Origin of the sequence: Nocardiopsis valliformis DSM 45023, assembly GCF_000340985.1 — a bacterium.
Classification (GTDB): domain Bacteria; phylum Actinomycetota; class Actinomycetes; order Streptosporangiales; family Streptosporangiaceae; genus Nocardiopsis; species Nocardiopsis exhalans.
On the sequence record NZ_ANAZ01000028.1, the window covers coordinates 37,048 to 57,976 of the forward strand.

The 20,929-nt window shown below is 70.3% G+C and carries 16 protein-coding genes and 1 riboswitch; of the genes, 7 read left to right on the plus strand and 9 right to left on the minus strand.

Annotation, left to right across the window (positions count from 1 at the left end):
• The first annotated feature begins 355 nt into the window (after window positions 1-355).
• Window positions 356-446: riboswitch (glycine riboswitch) on the plus strand.
• 97 nt (window positions 447-543) lie between these two features.
• Together gcvP and D457_RS0123575 are read left to right on the plus strand one after the other, a co-directional pair.
• Window positions 544-3,441 (plus strand): aminomethyl-transferring glycine dehydrogenase, encoded by a 2,898-nt coding sequence (gene gcvP, locus D457_RS0123570; protein WP_026116952.1) that lies wholly within the window; start codon window positions 544-546, stop codon window positions 3,439-3,441.
• A gap of 289 nt (window positions 3,442-3,730) precedes the next feature.
• Window positions 3,731-4,984, plus strand: coding sequence for a tetratricopeptide repeat protein (locus D457_RS0123575; protein ID WP_017583145.1), 1,254 nt, complete (start codon window positions 3,731-3,733; stop codon window positions 4,982-4,984).
• 29 nt (window positions 4,985-5,013) lie between these two features.
• Here the strand turns inward: D457_RS0123575 and D457_RS37255 are convergent, their stop codons facing one another.
• The 4 genes from D457_RS37255 to D457_RS0123590 all read right to left on the minus strand — a co-directional run bounded on the left by D457_RS37255 (window position 5,014) and on the right by D457_RS0123590 (window position 8,765).
• On the minus strand, window positions 5,014-5,202 hold the full coding sequence (locus tag D457_RS37255; RefSeq protein WP_083926843.1) for a DUF5999 family protein: 189 nt from the start codon (window positions 5,200-5,202) through the stop codon (window positions 5,014-5,016).
• A gap of 202 nt (window positions 5,203-5,404) precedes the next feature.
• Window positions 5,405-6,835, minus strand: a complete 1,431-nt coding sequence (locus D457_RS0123580; protein ID WP_239646197.1) for a threonine/serine exporter family protein — start codon at window positions 6,833-6,835, stop codon at window positions 5,405-5,407.
• Window positions 6,836-7,040: 205 nt separating this feature from the next.
• Entirely contained in the window at window positions 7,041-7,790 is a 750-nt protein-coding gene (locus D457_RS0123585; protein ID WP_017583147.1) for a response regulator, read from the minus strand.
• A gap of 159 nt (window positions 7,791-7,949) precedes the next feature.
• Window positions 7,950-8,765: a RecB family exonuclease gene (locus D457_RS0123590; RefSeq protein ID WP_017583148.1), complete on the minus strand. Its 816-nt coding sequence runs from the start codon at window positions 8,763-8,765 to the stop codon at window positions 7,950-7,952.
• 79 nt (window positions 8,766-8,844) lie between these two features.
• Here D457_RS0123590 and D457_RS0123595 point away from each other — a divergent pair, with 79 nt between their 5' ends.
• On the plus strand, window positions 8,845-10,050 hold the full coding sequence (locus D457_RS0123595) for a site-2 protease family protein (RefSeq protein WP_017583149.1): 1,206 nt from the start codon (window positions 8,845-8,847) through the stop codon (window positions 10,048-10,050).
• Between the two features lie 54 nt (window positions 10,051-10,104).
• Here the strand turns inward: D457_RS0123595 and D457_RS0123600 are convergent, their stop codons facing one another.
• Both D457_RS0123600 and D457_RS0123605 read right to left on the minus strand, forming a co-directional pair.
• Complete coding sequence (locus D457_RS0123600; RefSeq protein ID WP_017583150.1) at window positions 10,105-10,578, minus strand: hypothetical protein; 474 nt, start codon at window positions 10,576-10,578, stop codon at window positions 10,105-10,107.
• Between the two features lie 32 nt (window positions 10,579-10,610).
• The gene (locus D457_RS0123605) at window positions 10,611-11,891 is read right to left on the minus strand and encodes a helix-turn-helix domain-containing protein (RefSeq protein WP_017583151.1); all 1,281 of its coding nucleotides are present in this window, start codon (window positions 11,889-11,891) and stop codon (window positions 10,611-10,613) included.
• Window positions 11,892-12,112: 221 nt separating this feature from the next.
• On the opposite strand from D457_RS0123605, the gene D457_RS37835 reads away from it, so the two are divergent.
• Window positions 12,113-12,571: a hypothetical protein gene (locus tag D457_RS37835; protein WP_017583152.1), complete on the plus strand. Its 459-nt coding sequence runs from the start codon at window positions 12,113-12,115 to the stop codon at window positions 12,569-12,571.
• Between the two features lie 263 nt (window positions 12,572-12,834).
• Here the strand turns inward: D457_RS37835 and ppgK are convergent, their stop codons facing one another.
• Window positions 12,835-13,626, minus strand: coding sequence for a polyphosphate--glucose phosphotransferase (gene ppgK / locus D457_RS0123615; protein WP_017583153.1), 792 nt, complete (start codon window positions 13,624-13,626; stop codon window positions 12,835-12,837).
• A gap of 205 nt (window positions 13,627-13,831) precedes the next feature.
• Here ppgK and D457_RS33230 point away from each other — a divergent pair, with 205 nt between their 5' ends.
• From D457_RS33230 to dop, 3 genes are all read left to right on the plus strand, one after another.
• The gene (locus D457_RS33230; RefSeq protein WP_017583154.1) at window positions 13,832-14,821 is read left to right on the plus strand and encodes a tRNA (adenine-N1)-methyltransferase; all 990 of its coding nucleotides are present in this window, start codon (window positions 13,832-13,834) and stop codon (window positions 14,819-14,821) included.
• A gap of 362 nt (window positions 14,822-15,183) precedes the next feature.
• Window positions 15,184-16,953 (plus strand): proteasome ATPase, encoded by a 1,770-nt coding sequence (arc, locus tag D457_RS0123625; protein WP_083926845.1) that lies wholly within the window; start codon window positions 15,184-15,186, stop codon window positions 16,951-16,953.
• Between the two features lie 368 nt (window positions 16,954-17,321).
• A complete protein-coding gene (gene dop / locus D457_RS0123630; protein ID WP_039831801.1) occupies window positions 17,322-18,845 on the plus strand; it encodes a depupylase/deamidase Dop in 1,524 nt (507 codons plus the stop codon).
• A 275-nt stretch (window positions 18,846-19,120) separates the two neighbouring features.
• Here dop and D457_RS34230 read toward each other — a convergent pair whose 3' ends face one another.
• Together D457_RS34230 and D457_RS0123640 are read right to left on the minus strand one after the other, a co-directional pair.
• A complete protein-coding gene (locus D457_RS34230; protein ID WP_017583157.1) occupies window positions 19,121-19,306 on the minus strand; it encodes a hypothetical protein in 186 nt (61 codons plus the stop codon).
• Window positions 19,307-19,530: 224 nt separating this feature from the next.
• Window positions 19,531-20,685, minus strand: a complete 1,155-nt coding sequence (locus D457_RS0123640; RefSeq protein ID WP_017583158.1) for a S1 family peptidase — start codon at window positions 20,683-20,685, stop codon at window positions 19,531-19,533.
• Window positions 20,686-20,929 lie beyond the last annotated feature (244 nt).

Below are 20,929 nucleotides of genomic sequence, written 5' to 3' on the forward strand. Positions count from 1 at the left end.
CTCATCTTCACGGGGGCCGTTCTCGAGGGATTCTCTGTGATCCGCGCGCTGGTTCTCGTGTGTCGGGGGCGGCAGACGAACACGGGAATCCTTTTCCGGGGATTCCTGGAGCGAGCCGGCCTTCTGGTCAGCTCGTCGGTCCCTAACGCGGGGTAGCGGGGCGGGGGTTCTCCGGTGGCCGCATGCGGTCAGGGGCCCGCACGGGTGCCTGGGACGGGCTACTCGTGTGATCCGCCGAAAAGGTGTGCCCTGGCTCGGTGGTTCGGGGGCCGATCGAGTACGGTCGTAGTCGCAACGGGGATGAAAACCGACATCAGCCCTGCTTGTACACATATACAGAGCGTCAGCAGGCTGCTGATACCGCGCGGGAGAGACCTCGGCAACGGGGCGCCGACGGGGCAATACTCCCCAGTAACCTCTCAGGCACCATGGACCGCGCGGAGTAGGCCGCTCTGAAGCCTGGGCACCGCCGTGCCCGGTGACAGAGGGGGAGACCGTGAGGAACACCGCCGACCCGATCGGCCCTGTCACCAGGAGGTCTCCGTGCCTGACCCGTCGAATGTCCCCACCTCGGGCGCGCCCGCCAGAGTGTTCGCCGACCGCCACATCGGCCCCACGCCCGCCGAGACCGCGGAGATGCTCAAGACGGTCGGCTACGGCTCCACCGCCGAGCTCATGACCGCGGCGGTGCCCGAGTCCATCCTCAGCGCCCCCGGGCAGAGCGCCGCGCTCAACCTGCCCGAGGCCATCGGTGAGGCCGAGGCCCTGGCCGAGCTGCGCGACCTCGCCTCGCGCAACAAGCTCAACACCCCGATGATCGGCCGCGGCTACTACGGCACGCTCACGCCCCCGGTCATCCTGCGCAACATCATGGAGAACCCTGCCTGGTACACGGCCTACACGCCCTACCAGCCGGAGATCTCCCAGGGCCGCCTCGAGGCCCTCATCAACTTCCAGACCATGGTCTCCGACCTCACCGGTCTGCCCATCACCGGCGCCTCCCTGCTGGACGAGGCCACCGCCGCCGCCGAGGCCATGACCCTGGCCCGCCGGGCGACCAAGGTCAAGAGCGACGTGTTCGTGGTCGACTCCGACGTCTTCCCGCAGACCCTCCAGGTCCTGCGCACCCGCGCCGAACCCCTGGGCATCGAGGTGGTCGTCGCCGACCTCACCCAGGGCCTGCCCGAGGGCGACTTCTACGGCGTCCTGGTCCAGTACCCCGCCTCCAGCGGTGTGGTGCGCGACCCCAGCGCCATCATCGCCCAGGCACACGAGCGCGGCGCCCTGGCCGTGGTCGCCGCCGACATCCTGGCCCTGACCCTGCTGCGCAGCCCCGGTGAGCTGGGTGCCGACATCGCGGTGGGCTCCACCCAGCGCTTCGGTGTCCCGCTCGGTTTCGGCGGCCCGCACGCCGGTTACATGTCCGTGGGCCAGAAGCTGCGCCGCCAGCTGCCCGGCCGCCTGGTCGGCGTCTCGGTGGACAACGCGGGCAAGCCCGCCTACCGCCTGGCCCTGCAGACCCGCGAGCAGCACATCCGCCGTGAGAAGGCCACCAGCAACATCTGTACCGCTCAGGTGCTGCTCGCTGTCATGGCCGGGATGTACGGCGTCTACCACGGGCCCGACGGCTTGCGCGCGATCGCCCGCCAGGTGCACACCCGCACCGTCGCCCTGGCCGACACGCTCACCCGGCGCGGCTTCGAGGTGCTCCACGGCGAGTACTTCGACACCCTGCGCGTGCGTGTGCCCAACGCCGACCGCGTGGTCGAGCGGGCCCTGGAGGCCGGGATCAATCTGCTCGACGTCGACCAGACCACGGTCGGCCTGAGCGTGGACGAGACCACCACCGTCGCCGACCTCGACAAGGTCCTGGCGGCCTTCGGTGAGGCCGACCGCGGCGCCGAGCGCGGCCCGGTCGCCGTGGACGAGGGCGCCGACCGCCTTCCCGGGGACCTGGCCCGGGGCGTCGACTACCTCACCCACCCGGTGTTCAACACCCACCGCAGCGAGACCTCGCTGCTGCGCTACATGCGCCGCCTGTCCGACCGCGACCTCGCGCTGGACCGCACGATGATCCCGCTGGGCTCGTGCACGATGAAGCTCAACGCCACCGCCGAGATGGAGGCCGTCACCTGGCCGGAGTTTGCGGGCCTGCACCCGCTGGCCCCGCTCGACCAGGCGGCCGGCAGCGTCTCGCTCATCCGCGACCTGGAGAAGTGGCTGGCCGAGGTCACCGGCTACGACGCGGTCTCCCTGCAGCCCAACGCCGGTTCGCAGGGTGAGCTCGCCGGTCTGCTGGCGATCCGCGGCTACCACCGCTCGCGCAGTGAGGCCCACCGCGATATCTGCCTCATCCCCAGCTCCGCGCATGGCACCAACGCCGCCAGCGCGGTCATGGCTGGCATGCGGGTGGCCGTCGTGGCCTGCGACGAGGACGGCAACGTCGACCTCGCCGACCTGCGTGCCAAGACCGACAAGCACCGCGAGGACCTGGCGGCCATCATGGTCACCTACCCCTCCACCGCGGGCGTGTACGAGGACACCATCACCGAGGTCTGCCGCCTGGTCCACGAGGCGGGCGGTCAGGTCTACGTCGACGGCGCCAACCTGAACGCGCTGGTCGGCTGGGCCAAGCCGGGCGAGTTCGGCGCGGACGTTAGCCACCTGAACCTGCACAAGACCTTCTGCATCCCGCACGGCGGCGGCGGCCCGGGCGTGGGCCCGGTCGCCGTCCGCTCGCACCTGGCGGGCTTCCTGCCCAACCACCCGGGCCAGCCCGAGGCGGGCCCGCACACCGGGGTCGGCCCGGTCTCTGCCGCGCCGTTCGGCTCCGCGGGGATCCTGCCGATCTCCTGGGCGTACGTGCGGATGATGGGCGGCGACGGCCTGCGCTCGGCCACCGAGACCGCGGTGCTCTCGGCCAACTACGTGGCCAAGCGCCTGGAGCCGTACTACCCGGTGCTCTACACCGGTGCGGGCGGCCTGGTCGCGCACGAGTGCATCATCGACATCCGTCCGCTGCAGAAGGCCAGCGGGATCAGCAACGAGGACATCGCCAAGCGCCTGATGGACTACGGCTTCCACGCGCCGACGATGTCCTTCCCGGTCAACGGCACACTGATGGTCGAGCCGACCGAGAGCGAGAACCTCGCCGAGCTGGAGCGGTTCATCGAGGCGATGATCGCCATCCGCGGTGAGATCGACCGCGTGACCGAGGGCGAGTGGGACGCGGAGGACAACCCGCTGCGCGGCGCTCCGCACACCGCCGAGGCGGTCACCGCCGACGACTGGAAGCACGGCTACACGCGTTCGGAGGCGGCCTACCCGCTGCCGGCGCTGCGCCAGGACAAGTACTGGCCGCCGGTCGGCCGGATCGACCAGGCCTACGGCGACCGCAATCTGGTCTGCTCCTGCCCGCCGCCGGAGGCCTTCGAGTTGTAAAGGCGAGAGCTGTGAGGCACGAGCTGTAAGAAGTGCCGGGGCGCCGACCCGCGAGGGGAGGCGCCCCCCTTGTGAGCTATCAAAGATCTACGTTGTAAAGACAGTGCTGGGGTAGGCAGCGGGTGGATCGGGAAGAACCACGGAAACCGACACCCGCGCCGCGGACCCCGGCACCCGGGGGAGGGCGCGTTAGAGTTGCACCGCTGCGGATCCCCACCGGCCGCGGCCACGCCGCACGGTCCGCGCTCCCCACCGCCCGGACCCGACACCCCCATGGAAAGCGGAACGAATGACCACGACGTCCGGATCCTCCGCGCGCTCTGGCCCCGCCGACCCCACGCCCCAGGCCACCGATCCCGACGACGCCGGGGACACCGCGGTGCCCGCCGCCGGGGAGGCGGACGACCTGTGCGCACAGGCCCAGGACCTGGCCGAGAACGGCCACCTCAAGCGGGCCGCCAAGCTCTACCAGCAGGCGGTCGCGGCCAACCCCCGGCCCGCGGTACAGGCCAGGGCGCTGCTCGGGCTGGCCGTGGTGCAGGACCAGCGCGGGGACCTGGCCGCCGCCCGGGAGGCCGCGCGCCGCGCCCTGGCCACCGGAGACGCCCGCTACGCCCCGCGCGCCGCCTACCACCTGGCGCTCTCCCTGGAACAGGAGGGCGCCCACGGCGAGGCCGCGCGGGTCTGGCACCGGCTGCTGGATCTGGGCGGTCCCGCCTACAGCGCGGTGGCCCGCTACGGACTGGCCCGCGAGGCGGAGCTGCGCGGTGAGCCGGAGGAGGCCGAGGAGCACTGGGAGGCCGTGCTCGAGCTGCCGCCCGCCGACCAGGCGATCAGCCGCCTGCACGCCACCACGGTCGTGGAGGCCGCCCGCGACCTCGCCGGCCGCCTGCTGGAGCGGGGGCGGCCTGACGCCGCCGCCGTGGCGGTTGAACGCGGGCTGAGCGTGGGGGACGACCCCGGTCTGCGGCTGCTGCGCGCCGCCACCCACCTGGAGCGTGCCATCGCGGACGTGGGTGCCGTCGCGGACCAGCCCGCCAACGAAGAAACGCAGGGCGCGCACCCGGAGCCGCGCACCTCGGGTGCGGCGGTGGAGCTGCTCGCCGGGCTACTGGCACTGCGCGGCGAACCGGACTCGGCCGAACAGGTCTGGCGGGCGGGTCTGGACAGCCGAGACCGGGACACGGCCGAGGCGGTACGCGAACGGCTGCGGCGCCCCTTCGCCCAGCTCCCGGAGGAGGGCGGGGAGGAGCCCCCCGAGCCCTGGTGGGACGTCTACCTGGAGGAGGCCGTGGCCACATCCAGCGCGCCCGCACTCGCGGGGGAGCTGTTCGCGGTCATCACCCAGATGCACGCCCTGCTGGCGGTCCCGGTGGTGGAGGGCGAGGCCCGCCCGGCCGCGTTGCGCGCCGCCATGGAGGAGGCGCTGCGCACTCCGAGTGAACTGGTGTGGGGCGGCGCCGTGCACGCCGACTTCCGGCGTCGGCTCAGCGCCGCGATGGGCGAGGACGTGCTGCCCGAGAACTGGCCCGACGGCCGTTGAGACGTGTCAGGCAGCACTGTCCACGCTGCTCAAGCGGCGGCCCTGGGACGGTGCGGGGCGACAACAGCCCCGTCGGGGAGAAGCTCGCCGGTGTCGTCGAAAAGGACGACGCCGTTGCAGAGCAGGCTCCACCCCTGTTCCGGGTGGCTGGATACGACGCGCGCGGCTTCTCGGTCGGTGTCCTCGAAGGACGGGCAGGAGGGTGAATGGCTACACATGACAGAGCCTTTCGTTCGAGTGCTCCTCGTTGAGCTGAAGTCAACAATAGTGTCTGACATCACATGGTGTTGTCGGTTTGGGCGACAACAACACGACCTTCTTGTTGTTCGCTCGTACTAACTGAGACTCACGTCACTGCCCACTGGTTCTGCTGGATTCGCTCCGTTCCTGACCGGGTCCGGCCAGGCCGGACCCGCCAGATCAGTAACCGCCGCGGGTACGCCGCGCCGCCGGACGGCTGCGCATCCCCGCCCCGGCCAGACCGCCGCGCTGGAAGGCCCGAACGAGCTCGCCGCCGAGGTTGACCCCCGCGCCCAGCGCCAACGCCACCATGACCGCCTCAGCGATGCTGAGCAGCCCCGAGACCGCCGTTCCCTGCGTGATCTCGATCAGCCCCCGGTACAGGATGCTGCCGGGCAGCAGCGGCGCGATGGAGGGGATCAGGTAGGGTAGTACCGGTCGCCGGCTCCGCCGGGCCAGCCAGTGCCCGACCACGCCCACGGCCACCGCGCCCACGACCGTGCCCACCACCGGAGGGACCTCCAGGAGCAGGCGCAGTCCCGCGTAGATCAGCCAGATCATCACGCCCATCGCACCGATCGTGGGCAGCATGCGCGGTGGCACTGCCAGTGAGATGGCGAAGGCCATGGCGATCCCGGCCGCGCCGATCAGAACCGGAACGTCCATCGCGGTTCCGGCCGAGGGCAGGTTCTCCAGGTCCAGGTCGACGCCCAGGCGCGTGGCGGTGTAGGCCACGGTGACCACACCGGTCACGATCGCGCCCAGGATGAAGAAGGTCTCCAGCAGCCGGGCGGCCGCCGAGACGTAACTACCGCTGATGCCGTCCTGGATGCTGGACACCAGTGGACGGCCCGGTAGCAGCGCCATGATGTTGCCGGTGATGATCGCGCCCGCCTGCAGGCCCAGGTTCATCTCGGTGCTCACCCACAGCAGGCCCACCCCGATCGAGGCGGCGACCACCGCGGCCGCCGCCATCTGGTAGAACTCCGCGACCCCGCGGTTGGCCAGGAACACCGAGGTGCGGTCGCCCAGCACCGTGGCGAGGAAGGCCACGGTCGCCACGATCGGACCGCCGCCCACCATCAGACTGGCGCTGGAGGCGATCAGGCCGAAGCCCACCGCGATCATCCAGTTCGGGTAGGGCATGCGCGCCCGGCGGATCTGCTCCAGGCGGGCGTTGGCGTCCTCCAGCTCCAGCAGCCCCAGCGCCGCCTGCTGGACCAGGGTGTGCAGCTCGTTGACGCGGAAGTAGTCCAGGGTGCGGCGGCGCACCACCCGCTCACCGGTGATCGGCGGGCTGTCCCCGCCCGGGTGGGTGGACAGGGAGATGGTGGTGAAGGTGACCGACACCTCCGAGCGGGGCAGGTCGAAGGCGACGGACAGGCTCAGCATGGCCTCGCTGACGGCCTCGGTACCCTCACCGCTGGCCAGCATCAGCTCGCCCACGCGCAGGACCAGGTTGATCGCCCGCGCGTCCGGGAGCTTGACGTCCTCGTCGTCCTCCAACTCGTCCGGGATCAGCTCGCGTTCGTGCTCGGCCCGCCAGTCGCGCATCCGACTGAGCATGAACTCCTCGCTCGGCGGCCCCGAACGCTCCCGCTTGCTTGGCATCGCTGTACTCCGTTTCCTCCCCGTCGCCTGCACCCATGATGGTCGGCGCACTGCCTCGGCAACCCCAAGGGGGACGCCGCGCCCCCCTGCCGGGTTCGCCCCCGGGTGCGGTGGCACCGGTGAGTTCGGTCACCGGATCATCCTGCCAAGGCGCGCGGTCGGCCCAGGGCGGCGACGCGCCGTTTCCATGGGCTGTACGGGGCCCTCAGACCGAGGGTCCCGAAGCCTCACCGTGCTGCTTGCCGCCGGTCCCCTCACCCGTCTCGTCGGTCTGTCCTGGGCGGACCAGACCGGTCTCGTAGGCGTGCACGACCGCCTGGACGCGGTCGCGCAGGTCCAGCTTGGTGAGGATGCTGCCCACGTGAGACTTGACGGTGGTCTCGCCCAGCACCAGGTGCGCGGCGATCTCCCCGTTGGACCAGCCCCGGGCGACCAGACGCAGCACCTCGCGTTCGCGCGGGGTGAGGGTGTCCTCGGGCGGCTCGGGGCCGGCGTCGGGCAGCGGCAGCAGGGTCGCGAATCGGTTCAGCAGACGGTTTAAGACGGCGGGGGAGACGACGGAGGAGCCCTCGGCGATCACCTGCACCGCGGAGAGGAGTTCGGCGGGCGGGGTGTCCTTGAGGAGGAAACCCGAGGCGCCCGCGCGCAGCGCCCCGACCACGTACTCGTCCAGGTCGAAGGTGGTCAGGGCCAGGACCCGTACCCGGTGGCCGAGCGGGCGGGCCCACCCGACGATCTCGCGGGTGGCCTCGATCCCGTCCATACCGGCCATCCGGAGGTCCATGAGGACGACGTCGGGCAGCAGGCTGCGGGCCGCGCGCACGGCCTCGCGGCCCTCGGAGGCCTCACCCACCACCGACACGTCCGGCGCGGACTCCAGGATCATGCGGAACCCCGCGCGGACGAGGGGTTGGTCGTCGACGAGCAGGACTGAGACGGGGGTTGAGGCGGGCACGGGCCGATTCTCCCGCACTCCCGGAGTCCTTGGCGCGGCTGACGCGCCCGACCTCACGGGGCGCTCGTCACAGGCACTCGTCATCACCCGGTCGCTACTCGTGTTCATTCCACCTGCTCGTCACCCCTGCTCGTCACCCCTGCTCGTCACCCCTGCTCGTCACATTGGGGGACGCGCGGTGGGCAGCGGCGGCGGGGTCCCGCCGAACTCCGGGCACAGCGCCTGGTGTTCGCACCAGCCGCACAGCTTGCTGCGCTTGGGCTCCCATTCCCCGGCGCGCCCGGCCGCCTCGATCTGCGCCCAGATGTCGCCGATCTCGGCCTCGGCGGCGGCGAGTTCCTCCTCGGTGGGGTCGTACCAGCGCACCGATCCGTCGCCCAGGTAGATGAGCTGGAGCCGGGCGGGTACCACACCCAGGTCGCGCCAGATCATCACCGCGTAGAAGAAGATCTGGAACTTGGCCTTGTCCTCGAACCTGGGGTGCGGTGACTTCCCGGTCTTGTAGTCGACCACTCGGATCTGCCCGCCCGGCGCCACGTCCAGCCGGTCCACGTAGCCGCGCAGCCGCAGACCGGTGGGCAGGGAGACCTCCAGCCGCATCTCGCGCTCGCGGGGCTCCAGGAGCTCGGGGTTTTCCAGGTCGAAGTAGCGCTTGACCAGGGTGCGGGCCGACTCCAGCCAGTCGGCCAGACCCTCCTCGCCGGGGAAGAGCTGCTCGGTGACCTCGGGCTTCTTGGTGCGTATCTTCTCCCACTGCGGGTCGACCAGGCTCAGCGCGGTGCGGGGCGTGCGGGTGTCGGCGGGCAGCTCGTAGAGCCGCTCCAGACAGGCGTGCACGAGAGTGCCGCGCAGCGCGGCGGCGCTGGGCGCCTCGGGCAGGCGGTCGATGGTGCGGAACCGGAAGAGCAGCGGGCACTGGAGGAAGTCGGAGGCCCGGGAAGGCGAGAGAGCGGTCGGCAGTGGCGCGGTGGTCATACTCCGAGCCTATGCCCGAGCCGATGAGAGGCATCGACCCTGGAGGAGACCATCCAGGTGAGGGCCCTAGTGTGGACCCGTGAGCAGAGGCAGTGACCGCACCGGACCCCCGATCGACGACCGCGCGAAGAAGAAGCGGCCGGGGTTACTCCTGGGTCGCCCGTTCGGGGTGCCGGTCTACGTCACCTCCTCGTGGTGGATCGTCGCCATCTTGATCACGCTGGTCTACGGGGGCATCGTCCAGTCCAGGCTCGCGCTGGGGCCCTCCGCCTACCTGCTGGCCTTCGTCTTCGCGATCCTGCTCTACGCCTCCGTACTCGTGCACGAACTGGCTCACTCGGTGGTGGCCCGCTGGTACGGGCTGCCGGTGCGCCGCATCGTTCTCTACGTGCTGGGCGGGGTCTCCGAGATCGACCGGGAGGCGCCCACCCCGGGCCGTGAGTTCTGGATCGCCTTCTCCGGTCCGCTGCTGTCCCTGGTGCTGGCGGCCGCCGCGTTCGTGCTGACCGCCTTCGCCGACCCCTTCAGCGTCACCGGTGAGCTGCTCTTCCAACTGTGGGTCGCCAACCTGCTCGTGGGCGTGTTCAACCTGCTGCCGGGGCTGCCGCTGGACGGCGGCCGCCTGCTGAGCGCAGGGGTGTGGAAGCTGACCGGCCGCAGACACACCGGGAGTGTGGTCGCGGCCTGGGGCGGCAGGGTGCTGGCCCTGGGTGTGGTGGCCCTGCCGTTCCTGTTCGCCTGGAGCGCCGGGAGCACTCCGGGGCCGTGGGCGGTCGTGTGGGGGGTCGTGCTGGCCGGGTTCATGTGGATGAGCGCGAGCGAGGCGCTGCGCAACGCCCGCATCCGGGCCCGGGTACCGGGGCTGCGGGCGCGTGCCCTGGCCCGGGCGGCCGTGACCGTCCCGGCCGACCTGCCGCTGGCTCAGGCCGACCGCCGCGCCGAAGAAGCGGGCGCGGTGGCGGTGGTGGTCACTGACAGCGGGGGCACGCCGATCTCGGTGCTGCACCCCGCCGCCGCGGAGGCGATCACCGGCGCGCGCCGTGCCTGGGTCCCGGTCTCGGACGTGTCCCGGGCGCTGACCGAGAACTCGACGGTCGCCGCGGACCTGGAGGGCGAGGAGCTCCTGCAAGAGCTCACCAGGTCCCCGCTGCCGGAGTATCTGGTGCTGGAGGCCGACGGCGCCCTGCTGGGTGTGCTGCGGGCCGTGGACGTCAACGCGGTGATGGCCGGCCGCACGGTGGAGGGCGGCGCGGGGGGAGTGGCCGGCGAGGAGGGGCGCGGCTGAGCCGGACCCGGGGGCGAGCCGGAGTCCGGGTCGTGGCCGGACCCGGACCCGGCCTCAGCGCTTGGCACCCTCGGGCCACAGGACGGTGACGGGGCGGTCCAGCGCGCGGGCGTAGGCGACCACGTCGGCGGTGCCGCCGGGGCCGCGTGCGGGCTCACCGTCCCAGACCGCCACCAGGTGGTCGCACTGCTCGACGAGCAGGCGCCCTGCTGCCATGTGGGCGCGGGGGGCGGACTCGCGGTGGGGTAATTCGTGGACCAGGACCGCTTGCTCCAGGAGGTGGTCGTACACCGGGTGGTGCTCGGCGGGAAGGGCCTCCCGGTACCCGGCTGCCGGGATGATCGCCTCCAACGGAGCACCGGCGGTCACCACCGCCTCGGCGAAGACGGCGTCGGCGCCGTCCGCCAGGCAGGACAGCCCTACCATCTCGCATCCGTACGGTTCCAGTTGGGCCTTGACCAGACCGGCGACGGCGCCGATCACGTCAGGGTCCAGATTGCGGTGTCCGGTGATTCCGATCCGAATCACACGACCTCCCTGCTGCTCGCTTCGCCGGCTTTCTACCCACTCACGGGAAGACCGGTAACAAGTGACGAAAGTCTGTTGTCGAGGTCCTCGACGCAGTGCGCCCGGGGGCCCCGGTAGCGCTTTCGGAAGGAGCGCACCCGGCCCACCACGCGCTCGGAGTCGAAGCGCACCCCGGTGGTGAGCGCCTCCTGCGCGAGCCGGAAGGCCTCGTCGATGTCCCCGGCCTCGGCGTGGGTCGAGGCCAGCTCCACCTTGAGCAGGGCCGACTGCTTGACGTTGCGGGGCGAGGGGGCCACGGCCTCGGCGAAGGCGGCGCGGGCCTCGTGGGGGCTGCGCAGCCGGACCCCCACCAGCGCGCGGTACCCGGCGACCTTGGCCTCGTCGAAGGCGAACACCCACGGCCAGGGCGGTTCGGCGTTGTCCGGGCGGGCGATCTCGCGTTCGGCGTGCCGGATGGCCCGGGCCGCGGCCACGCGGTCGCCGATCCCCGCGTGGGCCAGCGCCCCGATGCAGGCCAGCCAGGCGCGGGCAGTGGGGTGGGCCGAGGGGCCCAGGACGTGCTCGGCCTCCTTCACCAGGCCCAGGCCCAGCTCCGGGTCCTCGGCGACGTCGATCTCGAAGGCGGCCAGGGAGCCGAGCATGTAGACGTCCAGCAGGCGCATCCCGGCCTGCCGGGCGCGCACGACCGCGGTCCGGTAGTGCATGCGGGCCGACCCCATGTCGCCGAGGTCGGCGTTGAGCCAGGCGGCGAAGCCGGAGGCCTCGCTGGCCGAGGCGCTGAGTTCGGTGTGGAAGGGTGTCCCGCGTGCGTTACCGAGCATCTGCTCGGCCAGCTGCACGTGCGCCACCGCGCTGGGCAGCAGGTGGCGGGCGGGGGAGTTGGCGTCCATACGGCGCTGCCCGCCGGTGATGGAGCGCAGCGCGGGGGCGGTGGTCTCGTCGACCCCGTGGTAGGCGCCAGCTTCTGCGGCCTGGCGCGATGCCGTGGCCATGAACGTGCCCGCGGCGACCGCCTTGCCGAAGTCGCGGCGTCTCGTGGTCTTCACCCCCTCCCTGGTGGAAGCCGCCCCCGCTGCTGTGGCCGTCCCGGACACGGCGCCGCCGAAGCGGAGCAGGTGGAGCGGGACGTGCAGCCGTTGGGCGAGGTCCTGGACCTGGCTGACGGTGAGGGTCTGCTGGCCGTTGACGACCCGGGAGACCCAGCTCTGCGAGTAGGTCAACGCTTGGGCCAGTTCGCTCTGGGACCAGCCGCGCGCCGTGCGCACGCCTTCGATGACCGTCGGCATGTCACAGGTGGCCAGGGCGGCGGCCATGCGCGGTCTGGTCCACAGGTCGTCGGGAAGATCACCGTCTGCTTGGGGCATGCAGCTTAGGTTAGGGATTCCAGGCGCTCTTGGTGGCTATGTGTGAAAAAGAAGGCGTGATGCGTGATCCGCATAGCCGTACCTGGGCCGTCTCCGAGTACGGCACAGTAAAGGGGTCGGCAGGTCCCGGTCGAGCGTGTGCCGGGCCCGGGAAGTGCAGGGGAGGCCACGTGACCGTTGAGACACCACCGGCGGGTAACCCGAGTCTGGCCGGCGACGGGCACCCGGATCACGGCGCCGCCTCGCCGGGCGTGTTCAGCGGGCCCACCCGCACCGAATTCGGTGCGCAGACCCCCGTCGATTCCGGTGCGCGCGCCTGCGCCGAACCTCTGTACCCGGTCGACCTGGCCGTTCTGGCCCTTCGGGGAATGGCGGTGGAACTGCGGGCCCGCGGGGTGGAGGCCCGTGAGGACGGGGTGTCCGGCGTGGTCGACGCCGGACCGGCCGCCAGGCCGCAGAGCGCTCTGCTGCGCCCCCATCGGGGCGACCTGTGGTGGTGGATGCGCTGGCCCCGTCAGGATGGCGTCCCCTCGGCGCTGTCCGGGGTCCCGCTCTCACCGGTCACCCGGACCTCCGATGCGGCCCGGAGGATCGTGGGCGCCCTGTCCGCCTCGGCGGAGGGCGGCTGACGAAGGGCAGCTGGCAGACGCGTCCGGGTGCTGACCGCGCCTGGACCACAGGACGGGCTGTGCATGCGCACAGTCCCGGGTGTCGGAACGGTGTCCGGGGTCGAACCCGCGGCCCAGTCTCCCTCTGTGCGGGTCCTGGACCCGTTCGACACCCGAAGCGGGCCGTCCCCGGCCGCTCCCTGAGGGGCACCCGGCTCCGCCATGTCGAGGCGGGCGCCCCTCACCCCCGTTCCCTCCCACCGAGGGTCCGTCGCGGAGGACCCCTAGACCTCCGCGACGGACTGGGTCTCCGTGGAGGATCGGGCCTGCGCGGCGTACAGGGCCGCGCCGACGATGCCCGCGGTGTTGCGCAGCTTGGCGGGCACGATCGGGGTGCGGATGTCCAGGTGGGGCAGGAACTTGTCCGCCTTGCGGCTCACCCCGCCGCCGACCACGATCAGGTCCGGCCACACCAGGTCCTCGATGGTTCGGTAGTAGCGCTGGAGCCGCTCCTTCGCCCAGTCGGGGTAGGAGAGCCCCTCCCGCTCCTTGGCTCCGGAGGAGGCGCGTGACTCGGCGTCGTGTCCGTCGATCTCCAGGTGGCCGAACTCGGTGTTGGGCACCAGTCGCCCGCCCACGACCAGGGCAGTGCCGATCCCGGTGCCCAGGGTGGTGAGCAGAACCGTGCCGTCCACCCCCTTGGCCGCCCCGTAGCGGGCCTCGGCCAGCGCGGCGGAGTCGGCGTCGTTGAGCACTCGCACCGGTCGGCCGACCGCCTCGCCGAACAGGGCGTGGGCGTCGGTGTCCACCCAACCCTTGTCGAGGTTGGCGGAGGTGCGCACTATCCCGCCCTGGACCACACCGGGGAAGGTGATGCCGAGCGGAGCCCCGGCGGTCTCGGGGAAGTGCTCGGCGATCTCGGCGACGATGCTGGCCACCGCGGTCGGGTCCGATCGGTCTGGGGTGAGGATCTTCAGGCGGTCCCGGAGGAACTCGCCGGAGACCAGATCGACCGGGGCGCCCTTGATTCCGCTGCCGCCGATGTCGATTCCCAGGCCCGTGGTCTGCTGTGACATGGGTCGTGTCTCCCGGAGTCCTCGTGGATTGGATGGATGCGTGGAAGTTCCCCACGCCTGATACTGCCCAAGGGGACGGCTTTTCGCACGCCTTCGGCTCCGTGCCCGGCCGTACCGACCGCGGCGGTGGTTCGTCCTGGTGTCCGGGGCCGATACGCTGGGCGATTGCCCCGACCAAACGCGACGTGGGAAGACGAGAGCGACGTTGACCGGTATCCATGGCCGCCGCGGCCCCTTCACCGACGGCGACACCGTGCAGTTGACCGACCCCAAGGGTCGCATGCACACCATCACACTGCGTGAGGGTGGAAGCTTCCACTCACACAAGGGCAAGGTCGATCACGACGACCTCATCGGCGAGCCCGACGGCAGTGTGGTGACCTCCAACACCGGCACGGCCTACGTGGCGCTGCGCCCCCTGCTCATCGACTACACGCTCTCCATGAAGCGTGGTGCGACCATCGTCTACCCCAAGGACGCCGCCCAGGTCATGGTCGAGGCCGACATCTTCCCGGGCGCCCGGGTGGTCGAGGCCGGCGCCGGTTCGGGCGCGATGTCCAACTGGCTGCTGCGCGCGGTCGGCGAACAGGGCATGGTCCACTCCTACGAGCGCCGCGAGGACTTCGCGAAGATCGCGCGCAAGAACGTGGAGAACTTCTACGGGGGCCCGCACCCGGCGTGGAAGCTCACCGTGGGAGACCTGGTTGAGGAGCTCGACGAGACCGAGGTGGACCGGGTCTTCCTGGACATGCTCGCGCCCTGGGAGTGCCTGGACGCGGTTGCCGAGGCGCTGATCCCCGGCGGTCTGGTGTGCTGCTATGTCGCCACCACCACCCAGCTCTCCCGTGTGGTGGAGGAGCTGCGCGGTGACGACCGCTTCTACGAGCCGCGCTCCTGGGAGACCATGCTGCGCACCTGGCACGTGGAGGGTCTGGCGGTCCGTCCGGACCACCGCATGATCGGACACACCGGCTTCCTGGTGGTCGCGCGCCGTCTGGCCGACGGGGTGGCGGCCCCCGAGCGCCGTCGCCGTCCGGCCAAGGGCGCCTACGGCAAGGACTACGAGGCTGCCAAGGCCGCCGCCGACGCCGGGGCCAAGGCGGCCAAGCCCGCCGCGGTCACCGCGACGGAGAGCGACACTGAGGCCGAGGCCGTCAAGGCGCCCGAGGTCGAGTCGCCCGAGGGTGGCGAGTAGCCGACACACCTGCCGGTCGACACGCCCGGCGTGTGACAGTGAGGGCCCCTTTTCGGACAACGTGTCCGGAAGGGGGCCTTTTTGTTTTCGTGTCCGGGGAGTCTTCGCGGGGCGCGGAAGACCCCCGCGGGCCGCCGTGTGCGGCCGGTCGTAGCCGGCGGTGAACGCCGAAACACCGGGTCGGCGCTTGCCTGATCCCTGCCGCAAAGGTTACTTTCTCATTACGTCGGGTCATCCGCTGCCGCTGTGACCTGTGTCTTTGTCAGCCGAGCGAGCGATCCCCGCGAGACTTCCAAAGTCTGAGTGGTTAGGAATAGTGTGCGATAGGTAGGACCCCCAGTAGTCGTCCTTCTCAAAGGGAGGTGGCGGACGTGGCCGAGCGCGAAGACGAGCGTCAAAGCGACCGGGACCGTGAAGTCGCTGAACTCACGGCCCAGGTCTCCTACATGGAAAAGGAACTCAGCGTGGTTCGGCGTAAGCTCGCCGACTCGCCCCGACATGTACGCCTGCTGGAAGAGCGGTTGCGGGAGGCCCAGGCCAACCTCGCCGCCACGAACGGGCAGAACGAACGGCTCGTCTCCACACTGAAGGAGGCGCGCGAGCAGATCGTGGCACTCAAGGAGGAGGTCGACCGGCTCGCGCAGCCGCCGTCGGGCTTCGGTATCTACCTTGGGTCCCGCGACGACGAGACCGTCGAGATCTTCACCAACGGCCGCAAGATGCGGGTCAACGTCAGTCCCTCCGTGGACTCCGACGACCTGCGCCCCGGCCAGGAGGTCATGCTCAACGAGGCGTTCAACGTCGTCGAGGTGGAGTCGTTCGAGACCGTCGGCGAAGTCGTCCTGCTCAAGGAGCTCCTTGAGGACGGCGAGCGGGCGCTGGTGATCTCACACCACGACGACGAAAAGATCGTCCGGTTGGCCGAGCCGTTGCGGGACGAGCCGATCCGGCCGGGGGACTCCCTGCTGTTGGAGCCCCGTTCCGGTTACGTGTACGAGAGGATCCCCAAGTCCGAGGTTGAGGAACTCGTCCTCGAAGAGGTTCCCGACATCTCCTACACCGACATCGGTGGCCTGTCGGGGCAGATCGAGATGATCCGCGACGCGGTCGAACTGCCCTTCCTCTACAAGGACCTGTTCCGGGAGCACAAGCTCACTCCGCCCAAAGGCGTGCTGCTGTACGGTCCGCCCGGCTGCGGTAAGACGCTCATCGCCAAGGCGGTCGCCAACTCGCTGGCCAAGCGGGTCGCCGAGCGCACCGGCAAGGACGTCGGCAAGAGCTTCTTCCTCAACATCAAGGGCCCGGAGCTGCTCAACAAGTACGTGGGCGAGACCGAGCGGCACATCCGCCTGGTCTTCCAGCGTGCTCGGGAGAAGGCCTCCGAGGGCACTCCCGTCATCGTGTTCTTCGACGAGATGGACTCGATCTTCCGGGTCCGCGGCTCGGGCGTGTCCTCCGACGTGGAGAACACCATCGTTCCGCAGATGCTCAGCGAGATCGACGGTGTGGAGGGTCTGGAGAACGTCATCGTCATCGGTGCCTCCAACCGTGAGGACATGATTGACCCGGCGATCCTGCGGCCCGGCCGTCTGGACGTCAAGATTAAGGTCGAGCGGCCCGACGCCGAGGGCGCCCGAGACATCTTCGGCAAGTACATCACCGAGGACCTGCCGCTGCACGAGGAGGATGTGGCCGAGCACGACGGGTCCGCCCGGGCCACGGTGGACGCCATGATCCAGCGGGTCGTGGAGCGGATGTACACCGAGGGCGAGGAGAACCGTTTCCTGGAGGTCACCTACGCCAACGGTGACAAGGAGGTCCTGTACTTCAAGGACTTCAACTCCGGCGCGATGATCGAGAACATCGTCTCGCGCGCCAAGAAGATGGCGATCAAGGACTTCATCGACCAGCAGTCCAAGGGTCTGCGGGTGTCCCACCTGCTCCAGGCCTGCGTCGACGAGTTCAGCGAGAACGAGGACCTGCCCAACACCACCAACCCGGACGACTGGGCCCGGATCTCGGGCAAGAAGGGCGAGCGGATCGTCTACATCCGGACCCTGGTGACCGGCAAGAAGGGCGCCGACTCCGGTCGGTCCATCGACACCGTCGCCAACACCGGCCAGTACCTGTAGCAGTCCGTAGCACTCTCATCGAAGCGGGGCCCGCGGTCATCGGCGGGCCCCGCTTTCGTGTGCCCGGGGCTGGTGCCGCGTCGCCTCCCTGGCGAGTAAAGGCAGCGGGATCGTGCTCAGTGGGGACAGCTGGGGTCCTCCGGTCTGTTGGGCACGGATGAATACCCTTCGACTGGCGGGGCGAAACGTGCCGTTGATTCCCGGATTCGCCATGCCCTGTTTTTTCTTCGCACGAATCCCTCCAGTGCGGCTGTGAGCTGCGAGGACACGTCCGGTAGTGCCCTTTCGAAACGCCCGGGAAGACGGCGCTTAGGCCACAATTGGCGCGGAAGCGTTCAAGACAGGTCTGTGGCGGATAACCTCTCACCATGAGTGTGCGGCGGATTATGGGTATCGAGACCGAATACGGGATCTCCGTGCCGGGAAACCCCGGGGCCAACGCGATGGTCACCTCCACCCAGGTGGTCAACGCCTACCTTGCGGCTTCGGCTGCCCGGGCTAGGAGGGCCCGCTGGGACTTCGAGGAGGAGAACCCGCTGCGGGACGCCCGCGGGTTCGACCTGGCGCGGGAGGTGGCCGATCCCACCCAGTTGACCGACGAGGACCTGGGGCTGGCCAACGTCATCCTCACCAACGGCGCGCGCCTGTACGTGGACCACGCCCATCCCGAGTACTCGGCCCCCGAGGTCACCAACCCGCGGGACGCGGTCCTGTGGGACAAGGCGGGGGAGCGGGTGATGGCCGACGCGGCGGCCCGGGCCGGGGCCACCCCGGGCATCGAACCGATCCAGCTGTACAAGAACAACACCGACAACAAGGGCGCCTCGTACGGTTGCCACGAGAACTACCTGATGAACCGGTCGACGCCCTTCGGGGACATCGTCCGGCACCTGATCCCGTTCTTCGTCTCCCGGCAGGTGGTGTGCGGTTCGGGCAAGGTCGGGATCGGCTCGGACGGCCAGGGCAGCGGCTTCCAGATCTCCCAGCGGGCGGACTTCTTCGAGGTCGAGGTCGGCCTGGAGACCACCCTGAAGCGTCCCATCATCAACACGCGGGACGAACCGCACGCCGACCCCGACCAGTACCGGCGCCTGCACGTCATCATCGGCGACGCCAACATGAGCGAGATCTCCACCTACCTCAAGCTGGGCACCACCGCGCTGGTGCTGTCGATGATCGAGGACGGTTTCCTCAACGCGGACCTGTCCCTGGAGACCCCGGTGGCGGACCTGCGGGAGATCTCCCACGACCCGGGGCTCACCCACCGGGTGCGGCTGCGCGACGGGCGCCGGATGACCGCGCTGGAGCTCCAGGGCGAGTACCTCGACCAGGCCCGCAAGTACGTGGAGGACCGCTTCGGCACCGACGTGGACCCCGACACCGCGGACGTGCTCGACCGCTGGGAGTCGGTGCTGTCCCGGCTGGCATCGGACCCGATGAGCCTGGCCACCGAGCTGGACTGGGTCGCCAAACTCAAGGTGCTGGAGGGCTACCGCTCCCGGGATGGTCTGGAGTGGTCCCACCCCCGGTTGCAGCTGGTGGACCTGCAGTATTCCGACGTGCGCGCGGAGAAGGGCATCTACAACCGGCTGGCCGCCCGCGGGCGGATGCGGCGCCTGCTGGAGGAGCCCGAGGTCGTCCGGGCCGTCACCGAGCCGCCGGAGGACACCCGCGCCTACTTCCGGGGGCGCTGCCTGGCCAAGTACGCCGACGAGGTGGCGGCCGCCTCCTGGGACTCGGTGATCTTCGACCTGCCGGGCTACGATTCCCTGCAGCGGGTGCCCACCCTGGAGCCGCGCCGGGGTACCAAGGAGCACGTGGGGAACCTGCTGGACGCCTCCGCCACCGCCGCCGACCTGGTGGCGGCCCTGGCCGGCGGCCGCAGGGGCTGACCGGTAGCGATGACTGAGGGGGTCGGCGCGCCTGCCCGGGCGCGCCGACCCGCGGTCACCCTTCTCACCCCTCCTCGACGGCCAGCTCGGCCACCCCGGTCCACCCCAGACCCCGGTCATCAGGGCGACCTGCACGCCGGTCCCCTCCGCTACGTCGAAGGGCACGAACAGGGTCACCGCCGCGCCCGGATTGATGTCGGAGTAAAGGACGTCGTTCTCGTCCAGGACCCGCAGGGCGTCGAGGTCGTAGGCGTACCGGTTGCTGTCGGCGTCCATCAGCTCGCAGCCGTCCACATCCGGGGTCTGCGGTCGCTGGAGGCGTTGGTCAGCTCAGCCTCCAGCACCACGAACTCCCGGCCCGCTGCCGCTGTGGCATTGGAGTAGGAACCCGAGATGTGGGTGGTGCGCTCCACCCCGGTCAGGGTGATGTCCCAGGTGCCGTCGGAGGCGCTCTCACCCAACCCATGGGGGCGGCGTTCGGCCGCGGGGCACGAACGGGCTCGTTCCGCGTCACTCGTTTCAGCGTACGCCTGTTCCTCCAGCTCAGGCAGGGCGTACCGCTGGCCGGAGCAGGACCGGGCGCGGGGAGGGCGAGAACGCGGACGTCCCCGCCCGCTGGAGCGGACGGGGACGCCAGTGGCGCGCCGTGCTAGGTGCTACCTGGCACTACCCACCTGTCGGTGTGTCAGGTGCGCAGACGCAGGTTCCAGGAGTTGAGCATGGGGTTGACCTCCTGGTAGAAGGTCGTTCCGCCCCAGCTGCAGTTGCCCGAGCCGCCGGAGGTGACGCCCTGGGCCTGGGTTCCGGAGATGAACGAGCCGCCGGAGTCGCCGGGCTCGGCGCACGCGCTGGTCCGGGTCATGTTGTAGATGGTGCCCTGGGGGTAGGTCACCGTCTGGCCACGGGCCTGGATGGTGCCGCAGCGCCATCCGGTGGTGGAGCCGGAGCGGCACACGGAGGAGCCGATGGGCGCCACGCTGGAGCCGGAGACCGTGGCGTAGCCGCCGCTGTTGTAGCGGCTGACCAGGTTGGTCAGGGTGAAGTTGGACGTGCCCCGGACGAAGGCGGCGTCGTTGCCCGGGAAGACGGAGCGCTCGAAGACGCCCCGGCCGTTGCCGATGGTGACCTGGGTGCCCACACGGCCGCAGTGGCCCGCGGTGACGAATCCGGGCTGGCCGGAGGCGTTGGTGGCGGCGAAGCCGACCGAGCAACGGCCGCCCATGTAGTACGCGAGGCCGCCGATGATGTCGGCGTAGAGCTCGGGCTGTTCGGTGGTGCTCTCGACCTTGACGGCGGAGGCGTCCACGCCAGCTTCGGCGAGGAGTGCGTCCACGTCGGCCCCGGAGCCCTCCAGGACCTCCAGGATGACTGTGTCGCTGTCGATGTCGGGGTACCAGCCGACCACACCCTCGGGGGCGTCGGCCTCGTTGAGGTCGTCGATGATGGTGTCCAGGCCGTCGATGCCGTACGAGACCACATCGGCCTTGGCGCCGGTGGCTTCCACGGCCTGGACCGCTGCGGCGTCGGTGACCATGACGGTCAGGTCCAGGGTTTCGGTGTCGAACACCGAACCGCCGTAGGCGTCTCCGGCGGCTTGCGCCGCGGCCTCGTCGACCTCGAAGGCGGCTTCCTGGGCGGTGAGCAGGTCCTGGGCCTCGGTCGAAGTGAGGTTCAGGTCGCGTTCCAACGCCTCGGCCATGGTGGTCGCGACGTCGGAGTCGGGGGAGGGTGACTGCGGGAGTGGTCCGGAAGCCGCGAGGGCTCCCGGGGCGGCGGCCAGAGCCAGCCCGAAGGCCAGAGCTCCGGTGCCGATTGCGGAGACAACGGGGGAGGGTCGCATAGGTCCCTACTCTCCTAGGGGGATTAGCGGGGGATCGGGGTCGGTTACTGCCGGCCCCTGCCGTTTACCGAGACATTCGGTAAACAACGCCTAACCATAGGTGCACGTTTTGGTGAGGGAAAGAGCGCCGGAGAGGTGAAGCATTCAATGCGGGGTGGGGTCAACCCATGACAGGTTTTTTCTTGGTTGCTGAACGTGGCGACGAGGTCAGCCACCTTGAGTTTGTTGGAGTTGTACCGTTACC

Excerpts from the sequence above, each read along its gene's own strand:
- D457_RS0123605 (WP_017583151.1), bottom strand. The coding sequence starts at position 11,891 with ATGGCCGCCGCCCTGGCCACCTGTGACATGCCGACGGTCATCGAAGGC.
- ppgK (WP_017583153.1), bottom strand. The coding sequence starts at position 13,626 with ATGTCACAGCAGACCACGGGCCTGGGAATCGACATCGGCGGCAGCGGA.
- D457_RS0123640 (WP_017583158.1), bottom strand. The coding sequence starts at position 20,685 with ATGCGACCCTCCCCCGTTGTCTCCGCAATCGGCACCGGAGCTCTGGCC.
- D457_RS0123580 (WP_239646197.1), bottom strand. The coding sequence starts at position 6,835 with ATGCCAAGCAAGCGGGAGCGTTCGGGGCCGCCGAGCGAGGAGTTCATG.
- D457_RS37255 (WP_083926843.1), bottom strand. The coding sequence starts at position 5,202 with ATGTGTAGCCATTCACCCTCCTGCCCGTCCTTCGAGGACACCGACCGA.
- dop (WP_039831801.1), top strand. The coding sequence starts at position 17,322 with ATGAGTGTGCGGCGGATTATGGGTATCGAGACCGAATACGGGATCTCC.
- D457_RS0123575 (WP_017583145.1), top strand. The coding sequence starts at position 3,731 with ATGACCACGACGTCCGGATCCTCCGCGCGCTCTGGCCCCGCCGACCCC.
- D457_RS0123590 (WP_017583148.1), bottom strand. The coding sequence starts at position 8,765 with ATGACCACCGCGCCACTGCCGACCGCTCTCTCGCCTTCCCGGGCCTCC.